Source organism: Bradyrhizobium sp. OK095 (assembly GCF_900109945.1).
GTDB lineage: Bacteria > Pseudomonadota > Alphaproteobacteria > Rhizobiales > Xanthobacteraceae > Bradyrhizobium.
In genome coordinates, this window is the sequence record NZ_FOBX01000011.1 from 1 (window position 1) to 15136 (window position 15136).

Genomic DNA, 15136 nt, shown 5'->3' on the forward strand with positions numbered 1-15136 from the left:
CGCGGTGAATCCTACGGCCTGCTGATCGACCAGATCGGCGAGGTGCTGCGGCTTGCCGAAGACAACATGGAAGAGAATCCCGTCAACCTCGACCCTCGCATGGCCAAGCTCGCCGGCGGTGTCCACCGTCTCGACGGCCAGCTCATGGTTGTCCTCGACGTCGATCGTGTCCTCGAGCTCAAGACCGAAGTGCAGATGGCTGCGTGAGCCAACGAAACATCGAAGCCGGAGAATCAAAATGAAGACCTGTTTGGTGGTCGATGATTCCAGCGTCGTGCGCAAGATCGCGCGCCGGATCCTGGAAGGCCTGGAATTCGAAGTCACCGAGGCCGAGGACGGCTCCAAGGCGCTCGAGGTCTGTCAGCGCAAGCTGCCCGACGCAGTGCTGCTCGACTGGAACATGCCCGTGATGGACGGCTTCGAGTTCATGGGGCACATGCGCCGGCTGCCCGGCGGCGAACAGCCGAAAGTGGTGTTCTGCACCACCGAGAACAACGTGGCTCATATTGCTCAGGCGCTCAGCGGCGGCGCCAACGAGTACATCATGAAGCCCTTCGACAAAGACATCATCGCCGACAAATTCGCTGAAGTTGGCTTGCTCCCGGTCGGACAAGTCATGGTCTGAGTGTGTCTGGCCGCGTGCGTTGGCCAGAGTGTTCCCAGTACAGCTTCCGAGAGGCCATCCGTGACCCCGACCGAGTACGAGTATCTGCGTAAGTTCCTGAAGGACAATTCCGGGCTCGACCTGTCCGCAGACAAGCAATATCTGATCGAAAGCCGCCTGCTGCCGCTGGCCCGCAAGGCCGGACTCTCCGGCATCGGCGAGCTCGTGCAAAAGCTTCAGGGCGGCGCGCGTCCGCTGATCACCAACGTGATCGAAGCCATGACCACCAACGAGACCTTCTTCTTCCGCGACAAGGTCCCGTTCGATCATTTCCGCGACCACATCATGCCTGAGGTCATCAAGGCGCGGGCCGGCCGCCGCAGCGTGCGGATCTGGTGCGCCGCCGGCTCGACCGGGCAGGAGCCCTATTCGCTGGCGATGAGCCTGAAGGAGATGGGCGCAGCCCTCACCGGCTGGCGGGTCGAGATCATTGCGACCGACCTGTCGCAGGAGGTGCTGGAGAAGGCCAAGGCCGGCATCTACAGCCAGTTCGAAGTGCAGCGCGGTCTGCCGATCCAGATGCTGATGAAATATTTCAAGCAGACTGGCGAGACCTGGCAGGTCAATCCCGAACTGCGGGCGATGATCCAGCACCGCCAGCTCAATTTGCTGCACGATTTCGCCTCGCTCGGAACGTTCGACGTCATCTTCTGCCGCAACGTGCTGATCTATTTTGATCAGGACACCAAGATCAACATCTTCAACCGCCTGGCGCGCCAGATCGAGCCCGACGGCTTCCTGGTGCTGGGTGCCGCCGAAACCGTGGTCGGGTTGACCGACACGTTCAGGCCGATTCCGGAGCGTCGCGGCCTCTACAAGCCGAACGACCCGCGTGCGGCCGCAGCCAAGCCGGCCGTCGCCGGTGCGGCGCCGCGCGTTGCGGTGATGGCGGGACGGTAAGCATGTCCGAGGATGGAAAAGGTGTGGAGCGCGTCACGTTCAGTCGCGGCTATGATGTCTGCATCATGGCTATCGACGGCACCTGGCGCCGCGACTGCAAGCTCAACGCCATCTCCGACACCGACGCCATCCTCACGGTGGAAGGCTCGATCCAGGGATTGAACCTGAAGGAGTTCTTCCTGCTGTTGTCGTCCACGGGCCTTGCCTACCGCCGCTGCGAGCTGGTGCGCGTCAACGGTGCCGAGATGGACATCCAGTTCCTGCGCGGCAAGAACAGGAAGAAGCGCGGCGCTGCCGGCGGCCGTGACGAAGCGGCCTGACCGGCGCGTGGCGCAGCCTGCGCTTTCCGCCACGTTGCTTTATATTTGCTGAAACATCCAAACGAATTTGCCGTAGCGGTTTTACGTCGCCTAAGCGCGACCCGTGTATCCATTGCCGGTCTCAATCTCAGGATACGGTAATGCCCAGAAGTTCCCTCTCCCCTGTCACGTCAAACCTGCCCGACGGCACCGAACGGCGTGCGCTTCAGCTCCTCGTCGTCGACGACGACGCCACGCAGCGCAGCCTGATCACGGTCGCCGCCAAGCAGGCCGGCCACGAGGTCAGCGTGGCGCCGTCGGTGGCGGAAGCGATCGAAAAGCTCCGCGCCGCGCGCTTCGACTGCGTGACGCTCGATCTGGTACTGGAGGATGGCGACGGCATCGACGTGTTGCGCGAGATGGCGGCGGCGAAATTCGCCGGCGCGGTGATCGTGATCAGCGGTATGGACGGCAAGCGCCGCAGCGCCGCCCGCAGCTTCGCCCGCTCAGTCGGGATCGAACTCCAGAGCCTGCCGAAGCCGCTCGATCTGGCGGCCCTGCGCATCAGCCTCGCCAACCTCGGCAAGACCGCGATGGGGCTGCCGGCGATCCACACCTGGGGTGGTGTCGCCACCGACGCGATCGTGGAGCGGCACCGCACCTGACGCGCGGAGCTGCCATGCGATCGGATGCGGATTTCCGCCGCGCCGATCGCGGTCTATGTCGCGTTGCCAGATTCCGACATACATTGCAGGGCGTGGCCGAGGCCCGCCCGACAGGCGTTGAGGGCGGCATTCGCCGTGGCATAACGCGGCGTGACATCGTCAAGAATGAAGACGTCGGCGGAACCTTCCGGATCGCTACCGTGTTCTTGATCCAGGACTGCGGCTATCCGGCGCATGCTGGTCTCGATTTGCGAGATCAGGCTGCGAAGGTCGGCTGCGATCAGCTGACGGCTATCGGCGTCCGGCATCGTGACGTGAGGCGGCGTGCCAGCGAAATTTAGCATGGATATTCTCCGTCCCCTGCAATTAGGCGCCATGCCGCTACTTGTGCGTTAAGTCCATGTCCCGTACAAATACGGGTGGGCCGAATCCGCGCCGAACGCCATAAAGGTTGGCGCGGACGCGAGTCCGTAATGCCAACTGGATGTGGCACATGGCCGAGCAAACCTCTCGTGGTGAAATCTTTGTAGTCGACGACGACCCTGCCGTTCGCGAAACCTTGTCGATGGTGTTGAAGGCGGCGGGCTATGAGGTGATCTGTTTCGCGGACGGCGCAGCGCTGCTTTCCGTTGCGCGGAATCGCACACCTGCTGCGATCCTGCTCGACGTGAATATTCCCGGAAAGTCGGGTCTCGACATTCTGAAGGAACTGCAGGGCGAGGACTATCCGGCTCCGATCTTCATGATCTCCGGACAAGGCGACATCGCGATGGCGGTGGGCGCCATCAAGAGCGGTGCGCTCGACTTCATCGAGAAGCCGTTCCGTGGCAGCGAGATCGTCGGTCGGCTCGACGAGGCGATCGGAGCCTATGCACGCAGGCAGGCGGAGAGCGCATCGCCGAAATTCAATGCGCTGCACTTCCCCGGGCGCGAGCCGTTGACGCGGCGCGAACGCGAGGTGCTCGAACAGTTCGCCTCCGGTGCGTCCAACAAGGAAGCCGGTCGTACGCTCGGCATCAGCCCGCGCACCATCGAAGACCACCGCGCCAACATCATGAAGAAGCTCGGCGCGCGCAACGCCGCCGACCTGATCCGCATCGTGATGACCGCGGCCCAGCGCGCGTCTTAGCGCCGGGTTTTCCTCTCGTGCCCCGGGCGCAGCGCGTCACGCAGTGATGCGCTGCTGAGCCGGGGCCCATTTCTCCAAGTGCACGGTTGACAGTTCTGGGTCCCGGCTCTGCCACAGCAGCGCTTACGCGCTGCAGTGCGTCCGGGACACGAGGCCTCAAGCGCTCAGCGCCTTGCGGATGATCCGCGCCAGATCCGACTTCCGATACGGCTTTGCCAGCAGCAGCACGCCCGAATCCAGCCGGCCGTGATGGATGATCGCGTTCTCGGTATAGCCCGACGTGTAGACCACCCTGAGATCGGGGCGTGTCTTCATCAGCGCGTCGGCGAGCTGCCGTCCGTTCATCTTGCCGGGCATGATGACGTCGGTGAACAGCAGGTCGAACGGCTTTCCGGTGGCGACGATTGCGACGGCCTCCGCGGCGTTCGCAGCCTGCAAGGTGACGTAACCGAGCGAATGCAGCTGCGCCAGCACGTAGTCGCGCACCAGGCGGTCGTCCTCGACCACCAGGATCGTCTCGTGGCCGCCTTCGATCGGCGCCGGCGTGACGCCCTCGCCGACCGCTGTCGCGGTCTTGCCGGGCGGCAGGTACATCTTGATCGTGGTGCCGTGACCCTCCTCGCTATAGATCTTGATGTGCCCTGCGGACTGCTTGATGAAGCCGTAGACCATGGAGAGCCCGAGGCCGGTGCCCTTGCCCGGTCCCTTCGAGGTGAAGAAGGGGTCGAATACCCGGGCCAGCATATTGGCGGGAATGCCGGTGCCGGTGTCGCTCACGGCGATCAGCACGTAATGGCCGGGCGGAACGTCGTTGGCGCCGGCATAGATTTCGTCGAGATAGGCCGCCCCCGTCTCCACGATCAGCTTGCCGCCGCTGGGCATGGCGTCGCGGGCATTGAGCGCGAGGTTGAGGATCGCGGTGGTGAGCTGGTTGGGATCGACGATCGCAACGCAGTTCTCGTCCTCGAACACCGATTCGATCTGGATCTGCTCGCCCAGCGTCGGCCGCAGCAGCTTTGCGGTGTCGATGATCAACGAGTTGACGTCGATCTCGCGCGGCTGGAGCGGCTGCTTGCGCGCGAACGCGAGCAAATGCTGGGTCAGCTCGGCGCCGCGCCCGGCGGCCTCGTCGATCATCTTGGTGATCGCCACAAGCTCCGGCTCCCTGGCGACCGCGTCGGCCAGGATCTCGATGGTTCCTGTGATGACCGTGAGGATGTTGTTGAAATCGTGCGCCACGCCGCCGGTGAGCTGGCCGACCGCCTCCATCTTCTCGGCGTGGCGGATGCGTTCCTCGGACGCGATCTTGTCGGTGAGGTCGCGGTAGAACACGTTGAATAGAATGCCCTCGCGGCGCCGCAGCGCCGTGACGCTCAGCTCCGCCTTGAACTCCTTGCCGTCGCGGCGGCGGACCATCAGCTCGCGGCGGCGGTTGAGCGTCTGGCCGTCCGCGGTCTCGAGGAAACGCGCGAGGCCGACCTTGACCCGTTCGCGCTCGCCCTCGGCGACGATCAGGTCGACCGCATTCCTGCCCAGCACCTCGTCGCGGCGCCAGCCGAACAGCTCCTCGGCCCGCGAGCTCCAGTTCAGGATGGTGCTGCGGTCGTCGGTCTGGACGAAGGCGTCGAGTGCGGTCTCGACGATGTTGCGCGCAAGCTGCTCGCTCTCGCGCAAGGACTCTTCCGCGAGTCTCGCCTCGGTCATGTCGCGCCCGACGAAGAAGAAGCGGTTGGCCTGGTCGGACCAATTGCCGAGCCAGGATAGCCAGACCTCGCGCCCGTCCTTGTGGAAGCAGCGGGTGTCGGCGAGCTTCGGACTGCCGCCGCGCCGGAGCGCGCGCATCTCCTCGCGCGATTGATCGAGATGCGCGGGGTGGATGAAATCGACGCCGCTGCGGCCGATCATCTCGTCCGGCCGGTAGCCGAGAACGGCCTCGCAGCTCGGGCTGATCTGCACGATGTGGCCGCGCGAATCCATGATCATGATCAGATCCTGCGAGGCGTCGAAAAGCTGTCGCCGTTCCTCGATCTGCTGTTGCAGGGCCCGCTCGGTCTGGCGCGCGTCGGTGAGGCGGCGCGCCGAGCCGGAGGCGCCGATGATCTCGCCCGACGCTCCCCTGATCGGCGAAAGGCTCACCGAGATATCGACCGGCGTGCCGTCCTTGCGCAGGCGCACGGTCTCGAAATGCTCGATCCGCTCCCCCCGCGCAATCCGTTGGAGATAATCCTTGCCTTCTTCGTGGCGATCGGGCGGCAGCAGGATCGAGGTCGGCTGTCCGACCGCTTCCTCGGCCGAATAGCCGTAGAGACGCTCGGCCGCCGCATTCCACCCGATGATGCTGCCATTGAGCGTCTGCATGATGATCGAATCGTCGGACGACTCGACCGCCGCGCTGAACAGGCGTTCGCGGACGGCCAGCTGGTCGCGCGCGGCCTCGGTGCGGCGCCGCTCTTCAACCTCGTGCTCCAGTGCCGAGGTTTTTGCCTCGGTCTCCTCGACCATGCGGGCAAAGGCCCGCGCCAGCATGCCGGTCTCGCCCGATGCATCGACCGGGATTTTGGCCTCTTTGCCGCGTCCGATCGCCTCGACCGCCGTGGTGAGCCGCCCGATCGGACGGGTCAGCGATTGAGCCAGCAGCACGGCCAGCACGGCCGCGACCAGCACCGCGACGAGGCCGATCGTGACGGTTGTTCGCCCGATGGTGATAGCCGGCGCCATGAACGCGGCGTTGGGCACGACGCGGATGATGCCGACCCACTGGTCCTCGGCCAGGATGGCGGGCGCGATCGCGGTGCCGCCCGGCTTGCCGTCGCTGCCTTGCACGGCCTCGCTGGCACTCTGTGTCGATCCGGTGAGGGCTGCGAAATGGGGGAACTCGTTCTGCCAACGCGTCGGCGTCCCCAATTGCGAGCCGAACTCGCGGGTGCGATCGGGATGCACGAGATAGTCGCCGTTGCGGCCGACGACATAGACCTGCTCGCCCGGCCGGATCGAGATGCGAATACGGTCGAATACCTGGCGCATATCGACATTGACGACGACGATGCCGAACAGCCGGTGGCCGGATCCGTACAGCGGCCCCGCGACCCGCAGGGTGGGGACATAGGGCATTTGAACTACGCCACCGTCCACGTTCAGATCGACCGGCGAGACGTAGACCTGGTCCTCGGACAGCTTGATCGCCTCCTGGAAGAAGAAGCGGTCGTCCTTGTTCTGCAAGGCATCGTCGGGGACGCTCCGCACCGATCCGTCAGCGCCGGAGCGGTCGACGCGAAGATATTCGGTGCCGTCGGCGCTGATGATGCGAAATTTTGCGTAGGCCGGGTTGGCGCCGACGTCGGCGACGAGGCGTGTCAGCAGCCGATCACGCCAGGTCTTTTCGGAGAGGTGGTCGACCGGATCCACCCCGTTGTTGAAATGGGCGTCGATCAAGCCGCGCGCGGAGGCGCGGGAGCGGAACGTTGTGATATCCGCACGCGCGCCATTGGCATGGGCCTCGAGCTGGGAAGCGAGCAGCCGCGAGTGGCTTTCGATGCGGTCGAGCACGCGCGGCAGCAGCGCCCGTTCCAGGCTGGAATGGCTCAGCCATCCGACGGCGGAGACCGCAACCGCGACCAGCAGAATCATTGCGATGGCCAGTCGGGTTGCGAGGGTCATGTTGGCCTTCGCGCCGCGTCGGGAATGCTCTCGACTGTTCTGTGACTGCCCACCATGCATGGCTCTGTCATCCGCCGGAGCCGGCATCGGGTTGCGGTACGGATGATGATTGGGCAGATGTCAGGCAGCCATCGACTGCGGCGAGCAGCGCGTCGGGGCGGAACGGCTTCTGAAGGCTCGCCACAGCGCCGAGCTTGGTCGCCATCTTCAGGAAATCCGGTTCCGCATAGGCGTCCGGCGTGATCGAACGGCCTGAAATCACGATGATCGGAATGGCCGGCTGCAGCGCCCTGATACGGCGCATCGTCTCCAGCCCGTCCATGCCGGGCATGAAGATGTCGAGAAACAGCAGGTCGAACCGGCTAGCCTCGAACAGCGCCAGTCCCTTGCGGCCATCGCCGGCGACGGTGACGTGATGACCGGCCCGCTCCAGGAGCAGCCGGATCGTGATCTGCACGGCCGCGTCGTCATCCACGATCAGGATGTTGGCCACGTCAAAAACCTCCGGGTCGAACAGGGATGTTCCCTGCGACCCAAATCAAAGCTTCAAATGCGAAATTGTTGCGCGGATTGTGCCCGTCCTGCAAGCACTTCGCGCCGGTCCGATGGTTGTAAGCCGCGTCTGAATTCGAGGGACGTCTGTATGCACGACTACGTGCAGATGATCAGGATGCCGTCACACGGCTAGTCGGTCAGGTACTCCGGATGATGGCTCCGGATCCTGTCGAGCTCACTGAGCGTGCCCGATAGATGCTTGCGCAGATGCTGTTGTGCAGCATCGGCGTCGCTCGCCTCGATCGCACGGGTGATCAGCTTGTGATGACGCACGATGTTCTGGGCCTTGCCGGGCGAGGGCAAATGCAGCCGGCGCAGCCGGTCGATATGTCCGCTGCGGCTGCGAACGAGCGCCCACAAATCCTGCTTTCCGGCGGCGGTATACAGCTGCGCGTGAAAATCATTGTCGCCGGCCATGAAGGCTTCGAAGTCACCGGCCTTGGCAGATTGTTGTTGCAGCGCAATGGCGTGATCGAGGCGGATGATCAGGGCTTCATCATGCTGTTCCGTGAGCAGCCGGACGATCTCCAGCTCCAGCGCCTGACGCAGGAAATGCGCCTGTTCGGCGCGACCGATATCGATCCGGCTCACGACAGTCGCGTGCTGCGGAAAGACGTCGACCAGGCCCTCTTCCTCGAGCCGCATCAGGGCATCGCGCACGGGCGTCGAGCTGACGCCGAACTGGCCGGCGAGCTCGGCGCGAGACAGCGGCGCCCCCGGCGGCAGCTCCAGCGCGATGATCGCATTGCGCAGCCGCTCGAACACCTGCGGCGCGGCCTGCCGAGCGCGATCGAGCCTTGAAGCGGCTTTTGCGGGTCGCGCCGCGCGCGGCGCGGAGTGGGCTGCTTCCATGTCGGGTCCCGCGGGCTTGCCTTTGATGCACTAATATATTAGTGCATCAACAGGGTCAACGCAGCGCTACGCTGGCCGGAGGAAACACACAACAATGATCAAGCATCTTCGCAGCCGACTCGCGGCCGCCCTGATCGCCGCAACCGCTCTCTCGGTGTCCGCGGCGCATGCGCAGCAGAAGTCCGAGATCTCGCTGTCGCGCCAGCCCGGCATTTTCTACATGCCGAGCCACATCATGGAAAAGCAAAAGCTGATCGAGAAGCACGCGGCTGCTCTCGGCGTGCCTGATGTCACCACCAAATGGATCACCTTCTCCGGCGGCGGTGCGCAGACGGATGCGCTGCTCGCGGGCGGCGTCGATATTCTCAATACCGGCACGGGCAATCTGCTGCTGCTGTGGGATCGTACGCGCGGCGGCGTGAAGGGCATCGTCGCGACCTCGGCGCAGCCGATGACGCTGATCAGCCGGGATCCCAACATCAAGTCGATCAGGGATTTTGGCCCGAGCGACAAGATCGCGGTGCCGACGGTGAAGATCTCGACCCAGGCGATCGTGCTTCAGATCGCGGCTTCCGAGGCGTTCGGGGCTGATCAATGGGCGAAGCTCGATGTCAACACCGTGCAGCTCGGCCATCCCGATGCCTATGCGGCGCTCGCCAATCCCAAGCACGAGGTGCACAACCACTTCTCGATCCCGCCTTTCACGTTCCTGGAGTTGAAGAACGTGCCGGGCGCGCATGTCGTGCTGAACTCGCCTGACGTGATGGGCGGTCCGCTCAGCCAGGCGCAGTTCTTCACCACGACGAAGTTCGCCGACGCCAATCCAAAGATCATCCAGGCGGTGCGTGACGCGACCAAGGAAGCGCAGGACCTGATCCGCAGCGACACCAAACAGGCCGTCGAGATCTACAAGGAGATCACCGGCGACAAGACCTCGGTGGAAGAGCTGCTCGATCTCCTGAAAGAGCCCGGCATGATGGAGTGGAATCTCGAGCCGCAGGGCACGATGAAATTCGCAGCCCATCTGTTCAAGACCGGCACGCTGAAGATGCAGCCCAAGGCCTGGACGGACTATTACCTCCCCGTCGCGCATGATCTGAAGGGCAACTGATGGCCCTGCTCGATGTCAGTGGGGTGACGCTGCGCTACAAGACCTCCAGCGCCGTCGTCACCGCCACGGAAAGGGTGAGCTTTACCGTCGACAGGTCCGATCGCTTCGTGCTGCTCGGTCCCTCCGGCTGCGGCAAGTCGACGCTGCTCAAGGCCGTCGGCGGCTACATGAGTCCGAGCGAAGGCCGCATGACCATCGGCGATCGCGAGATCCGCGGTCCCGGCGCCGACCGCATGATGATTTTTCAGGAGTTCGACCAACTGCTGCCCTGGAAGAGCGTGCTCGCCAACGTGATGTTCCCGCTGCTGACTGCGCGAAAGCTGTCGCGCAAGGACGCCGAGGCGCGAGCGCGGGCCTATATCGAGAAGGTCGGCCTCACCCGCGTGGTCGATGCCTATCCGCACACGCTATCCGGCGGCATGAAGCAGCGCGTCGCAATCGCGCGCGGCATGGCGATGGAGCCTGATATCCTGCTGATGGACGAGCCGTTCGCGGCACTCGACGCGCTGACGCGCCGGACTTGTCAGGACGAGCTGCTCCAGCTGTGGAGCGAGACCAAATTCACCGTGCTGTTCGTGACCCATTCGATTGCGGAAGCGATCCGCATCGGCAACCGCATCCTGCTGCTGTCGCCGCATCCCGGCCGCGTCAAGGCCGAGGTGGTCGATGTCGACAAGGTCTCGAACGAGGACGGCAGCGCCGGCCGGCTGGAGAAGGAGATCCACGATCTCCTGTTCGCCGGCGAAGCCACAGCGCATTGAGGGAGCCGTTGATGGGCGAAGCAAGAATTCTGCTGCGTGATGCACCGGGAGCGACCGCAGGCGGTGCAGTCGAGGTCGAGCGCAAGCTGAGTGTGCTCGAGCTGTTGTGGAACGACGGTTTTGTCCGCAAGACCGTCATCATACTGTTCCTCGCGGCGGTCTGGGAAGCCTACGGCGTCACTCTCGACAATCCCCTGCTGTTTCCGACGCTGCACGACACGATCGCCACGCTGTGGGATCGCGTCAAGGACGGCACGATCCCGCTGCGGGCGTGGGCCTCGCTAAAAGTCCTGTTCATGGGCTATTCGGCCGGCATCGTGCTCGCGGCAATCTTCACGGTTCTCGCCATCTCGACGCGCATCGGCACCGACTTTTTGGAAACGGTGACGGCGATGTTCAACCCGCTGCCGGCGATTGCGCTGTTGCCGCTCGCTTTGATCTGGTTCGGGCTCGGCAACGGCAGTCTTGTTTTCGTGCTGGTCCATTCGGTGCTGTGGCCGGTCGCGCTCAACACCCATTCCGGCTTCAAGAGCGTGTCCAACACGCTGCGCATGGTCGGCCGCAATTACGGCCTGCGCGGACTGCCCTATGTGGCGAAAATCCTGATCCCCGCGGCGTTCGGCTCGATCCTCACCGGCCTCAAGATCGGCTGGGCGTTTGCCTGGCGCACGCTGATCGCGGCCGAGCTGGTGTTCGGCGTGTCCTCAGGCCAGGGCGGGCTTGGCTGGTTCATCTTCGAGAACCGCAACCTCCTCGACATACCTGCGGTCTTCGCAGGCCTCTTGACGGTGATTATCATCGGGCTTTTTGTCGAGAACCTGATCTTCCGCGCCATCGAGCGGAATACCGTCCAGAAATGGGGCACCCAATCATGACCAAGAAAAAAATCACGCCCGACCAGCTTCGCAGCGCGCGCTGGTTCGCGCCCGACGATCTGCGCTCGTTCGGCCACCGCTCCCGCACCATGCAGATGGGCTACGCGCCGGAGGAGTGGAAGGACCGCCCGATCATCGCGATCCTCAACACCTGGTCGGACGCACAGCCCTGCCACATGCACTTCAAGTCGCGCGTCGACGACGTCAAGCGCGGCATCCTGATGGCCGGTGGCCTGCCGCTGGAGCTGCCGGCGCTGTCGCTGTCGGAATCGCTGCTGAAGCCGACCACCATGCTCTATCGCAATCTGCTGGCGATGGACGCGGAAGAATTGCTGCGCAGCCATCCTGTTGACGGCGTGGTGCTGATGGGCGGCTGCGACAAGACCACGCCTGCGCTTTTGCTCGGCGCCACCTCGATGAATATCCCGGCGATCTATCTGCCGGCGGGCCCGATGCTGCGCGGCAATTGGAAGGGCAAGACGCTCGGCTCCGGCTCGGACGGCTGGAAATATTGGGACGAGCGGCGCGCCGGAAAGATCTCCGACAAGGACTGGCTCGACATCGAAGCTGGCATTGCCCGCAGCTATGGCACCTGCATGACCATGGGCACCGCTTCGACCATGACCGCGATCGCGGAAGCGATCGGCATGACGCTGCCGGGTGCCTCCTCGATCCCCGCCGCTGATGCCAACCACATCCGCATGGCCAGCGAGTGCGGCCGTCGCATCGTCGAGATGGTGTGGGAGGATCTGACGCCGAAGACGATCCAGACCCGGAAAGCCTTCGAGAACGCGATCGCGGTGGCGATGGCGATGGGCTGCTCGACCAATGCGATCATCCATCTGATCGCGCAGGCCCGTCGCGCCGGCCAGGATATCGGGCTCGACGATTTCGAGATCGCGAGCCGCAAGGTGCCTGTGATTGCCAACGTCCGGCCGAGCGGCGATGCCTATCTGATGGAGGACTTCTTCTATGCCGGCGGTCTGCCGGCGCTGATGGGTCAGATCAAGCAACATCTGCATCTCGACTGCATCACCGTCACAGGCAGGACGCTCGGCGAAGATATCGCGGGCGCCGAAGTGCACAATGACGACGTGATCCGTTCGGTCGATAATCCCATCTACAAGGAGGGCGCGCTCGCCGTGCTCAAGGGCAATCTCGCGCCCGACGGCTGCGTCATCAAGCCGAGCGCCTGCGAGCCGCGATTCCTCAGGCACACCGGCCCGGCGCTGGTGTTCGACGATTATCCATCAATGAAGAAGGCGGTCGATGATCCCAATCTCGACGTCACCGCTGACCATATCCTCATCCTGCGTAATGCAGGACCGCAGGGCGGGCCGGGCATGCCGGAATGGGGCATGCTGCCGATCCCGACAAAGCTCGTGAAGCAGGGCGTGCGCGACATGGTGCGCATTTCCGATGCGCGCATGAGCGGCACCAGCTACGGCGCCTGCATTTTGCACGTCTCGCCCGAATCCTACATCGGTGGCCCGCTGGCGCTGGTGCAGAACGGCGATCGCATCACGCTCGACGTTGCCGCGCGCACGATCAATCTCGATGTCTCCGAAGCCGAGCTCGAAAAGCGCCGCGCCGCCTGGAAGCAGCCCGAGCGTCGCTTCGAGCGCGGCTATGGCTGGATGTTCACCAAACACATCAAGCAGGCCAATGACGGCTGCGACTTCGACTTCCTTGAGACCGATTTCGGCGCGCCGATCGGCGAGCCGTCGATTTACTAGAGAGAACGACATGACAAAACTAAGCGACGCCACCCGCAACAAACTCAAATCCGTCTCCACTGCCACTGTCGCCACCGCATTGTTCAAGCGCGGCCTGCGCATCCAGATGATCCAGGATGTGCACCCCCTCGGTGTCGATCAGCCGACCATGGTCGGTGAGGCCTTCACGCTGCGCTACATGCCGGCGCGCGAGGATCTCAACACCATCGAGGTCTTCAAGGACCGGTCGCATCCGCAGCGCAAGGCGGTCGAGGATTGCCCGGCAGGCAGCGTGCTGGTGATGGACAGCCGCAAGGACGCGCGCGCGGCTTCGGCTGGTGCGATCCTGGTGACGCGGCTGATGAAGCGCGGCGTCGCCGGTGTCGTCACCGATGGCGGCTTTCGCGATTCCGCCGAGATCGCCAAGCTCGGCATTCCCGCCTATCACCATCGCCCATCAGCGCCGACCAATCTGACGCTGCATCACGCCATCGAGATCAACGTTCCCATCGGCTGCGGTGATGCGCCGGTGTTCCCCGGCGACGTCATTTTGGGCGACAGCGACGGCGTCATCGTGATCCCCGCGCATCTCGCCGACGACATCGCCAACGAAACGTTTGAGATGACCGCATTCGAGGACTTCGTCACCGAGGAAGTCAACAAGGGCCGCGGCATTTTCGGACTCTATCCGGCGACGGACCCGCAGACGCTGGTCGACTTCGCGGAATGGCGGAAGAAGAACAGCCGCTAGGCCGGGACTAACTCACGTCAAGAAACGAGCCGGCGCATCAAGCGCCGGCCTTTTATCACCCAGGGAGGACTCCAATGAATTTCACGCGACGCAACCTTATGGCCGGAGCTGGTGCAGCAGCGGCTTCGGCGCTTCTTACCCGTGCCGCCGGTGCCCAGTCGTTCCCGTTCGCGCCGAGCCAGCGCTATCCAGACCCCGCGGTCCAGATCCTGGATCCGAGCTTCGCAAAATACCGGCTCTATTCCTCGACCCTCGAGCAGGTCGCAACCGGCCTGCGCTGGGCCGAAGGTCCGGTCTATTTCCCCGAGGGCGGTTATCTCCTGTTTTCCGACATTCCCAACAACCGGATCATGAAGTTCGACGAGAAGACCGGGCAGACCAGCGTCTTCCGCGCCAACGCCAACTATGCCAACGGCAATACGCGCGACCGCCAGGGTCGCCTCGTCACCTGTGAACACTCTGTCACCCGCCGCATCACCCGCACCGAGAAGGACGGCAAGATCACCGTTCTTGCCGACAAGTTCGAGGGCAAGCGGCTGAACGCGCCGAACGACATCGTGGTGAAGTCGGACGACAGCATCTGGTTTACCGATCCCCTGTTCGGCATCGGTGGCGAGTGGGAGGGCAAGAAGGATAAGCCCGAGCAGGCCACCACCAATGTCTATCGCATCGCCAAGGACGGCAAGCTCACCGCCGTCCTCACCGACCTCGTCAATCCGAATGGCCTTGCCTTCTCGCCGGACGAGAAGAAGCTCTACATCGTCGAATGGAAGGGCACGCCCAATCGCAGCATCTGGAGCTACAATGTCGGCGACGATGGTGCGCTGAGCGGCAAGACCAAGCTGATCGACGCCGCCGACCAGGGCTCGCTCGACGGCTTCCGCGTCGATCGTGACGGCAATCTCTGGTGCGGCTGGGGCTCGAACGGCGCGCTGCAATCCGAGCCGACCGATTTCGGCGGCCGCAAGGTGTTTCAGCTCAAGGGCAAGTCGGAGGACCTCGACGGCGTGATGGTGTTCAGCTCTGAGGGCAAGCGGCTCGCCTTCATCAAGCTGCCCGAACGCTGCGAAAATCTTTGCTTTGGCGGCCCCAAGAACAACCGCCTCTATATGGCGAGCTGCCACTCCATCTACGCGCTTTATGTGGAAGCGCACGGCGCGGTGTGAGCTTTCGCCTCTCCCCGTTTGCGGGGAGAGGCCCGG

At 63.8% G+C, this 15136-nt stretch carries 16 protein-coding genes; 12 read left to right on the forward strand and 4 right to left on the reverse strand.

Translation table 11 applies throughout. The features are described 5' to 3' along the window. The 5 genes from BMW89_RS26670 to BMW89_RS26690 all read left to right on the forward strand — a co-directional run. Positions 1–207: chemotaxis protein CheW (locus tag BMW89_RS26670; protein WP_177196332.1), on the forward strand; the 207-nt coding region annotated here is incomplete at its 5' end. Between the two features lie 31 nt (positions 208–238). After that, positions 239–625: a response regulator gene (locus tag BMW89_RS26675; RefSeq protein ID WP_092030530.1), complete on the forward strand. Its 387-nt coding sequence runs from the start codon at positions 239–241 to the stop codon at positions 623–625. A 60-nt stretch (positions 626–685) separates the two neighbouring features. Continuing rightward, positions 686–1564, forward strand: a complete 879-nt coding sequence (locus BMW89_RS26680; RefSeq protein ID WP_092030533.1) for a CheR family methyltransferase — start codon at positions 686–688, stop codon at positions 1562–1564. A gap of 2 nt (positions 1565–1566) precedes the next feature. Further along, positions 1567–1884, forward strand: coding sequence for a pilus assembly protein PilZ (locus tag BMW89_RS26685; protein ID WP_092030535.1), 318 nt, complete (start codon positions 1567–1569; stop codon positions 1882–1884). 140 nt (positions 1885–2024) lie between these two features. After that, positions 2025–2528 carry a response regulator gene (locus BMW89_RS26690; RefSeq protein ID WP_092030538.1) on the forward strand — a complete coding sequence of 168 codons (504 nt, stop codon included), beginning with the start codon at positions 2025–2027 and terminating at the stop codon, positions 2526–2528. Positions 2529–2581: 53 nt separating this feature from the next. Here the strand turns inward: BMW89_RS26690 and BMW89_RS38460 are convergent, their stop codons facing one another. Continuing rightward, positions 2582–2872, reverse strand: a complete 291-nt coding sequence (locus tag BMW89_RS38460; protein WP_092030541.1) for a hypothetical protein — start codon at positions 2870–2872, stop codon at positions 2582–2584. A gap of 149 nt (positions 2873–3021) precedes the next feature. Between BMW89_RS38460 and BMW89_RS26700 the strand changes: the two genes are divergently transcribed. After that, the gene (locus BMW89_RS26700; RefSeq protein WP_092030544.1) at positions 3022–3657 is read left to right on the forward strand and encodes a response regulator transcription factor; all 636 of its coding nucleotides are present in this window, start codon (positions 3022–3024) and stop codon (positions 3655–3657) included. Positions 3658–3813: 156 nt separating this feature from the next. Here the strand turns inward: BMW89_RS26700 and BMW89_RS26705 are convergent, their stop codons facing one another. The 3 genes from BMW89_RS26705 to BMW89_RS26715 form a co-directional block, all read right to left on the reverse strand. Further along, the gene (locus BMW89_RS26705) at positions 3814–7401 is read right to left on the reverse strand and encodes a PAS domain S-box protein (protein ID WP_092030547.1); all 3588 of its coding nucleotides are present in this window, start codon (positions 7399–7401) and stop codon (positions 3814–3816) included. Continuing rightward, positions 7382–7807 carry a response regulator gene (locus tag BMW89_RS26710; RefSeq protein WP_092030550.1) on the reverse strand — a complete coding sequence of 142 codons (426 nt, stop codon included), beginning with the start codon at positions 7805–7807 and terminating at the stop codon, positions 7382–7384. The genes BMW89_RS26705 and BMW89_RS26710 overlap by 20 nt, the downstream gene beginning before the upstream one ends. Positions 7808–7998: 191 nt before the next feature. Next, on the reverse strand, positions 7999–8721 hold the full coding sequence (locus tag BMW89_RS26715; RefSeq protein WP_092030552.1) for a GntR family transcriptional regulator: 723 nt from the start codon (positions 8719–8721) through the stop codon (positions 7999–8001). Positions 8722–8815: 94 nt separating this feature from the next. Between BMW89_RS26715 and BMW89_RS26720 the strand changes: the two genes are divergently transcribed. From BMW89_RS26720 to BMW89_RS26745, 6 genes are all read left to right on the forward strand, one after another. Continuing rightward, positions 8816–9832 carry an ABC transporter substrate-binding protein gene (locus tag BMW89_RS26720; protein WP_092030555.1) on the forward strand — a complete coding sequence of 339 codons (1017 nt, stop codon included), beginning with the start codon at positions 8816–8818 and terminating at the stop codon, positions 9830–9832. Beyond that, a complete protein-coding gene (locus tag BMW89_RS26725; protein WP_092030557.1) occupies positions 9832–10593 on the forward strand; it encodes an ABC transporter ATP-binding protein in 762 nt (253 codons plus the stop codon). Before BMW89_RS26720 ends, BMW89_RS26725 begins: the two co-directional genes overlap by 1 nt. A gap of 11 nt (positions 10594–10604) precedes the next feature. Beyond that, entirely contained in the window at positions 10605–11468 is an 864-nt protein-coding gene (locus BMW89_RS26730; RefSeq protein WP_092030560.1) for an ABC transporter permease, read from the forward strand. After that, positions 11465–13204 (forward strand): L-arabinonate dehydratase, encoded by a 1740-nt coding sequence (gene araD, locus BMW89_RS26735; RefSeq protein WP_092030563.1) that lies wholly within the window; start codon positions 11465–11467, stop codon positions 13202–13204. The genes BMW89_RS26730 and araD overlap by 4 nt, the downstream gene beginning before the upstream one ends. 10 nt (positions 13205–13214) lie before the next feature. Then, on the forward strand, positions 13215–13934 hold the full coding sequence (locus BMW89_RS26740) for a ribonuclease activity regulator RraA (protein ID WP_092030566.1): 720 nt from the start codon (positions 13215–13217) through the stop codon (positions 13932–13934). 74 nt (positions 13935–14008) lie between these two features. Continuing rightward, positions 14009–15100 (forward strand): SMP-30/gluconolactonase/LRE family protein, encoded by a 1092-nt coding sequence (locus BMW89_RS26745; protein WP_092030569.1) that lies wholly within the window; start codon positions 14009–14011, stop codon positions 15098–15100. Positions 15101–15136 lie beyond the last annotated feature (36 nt).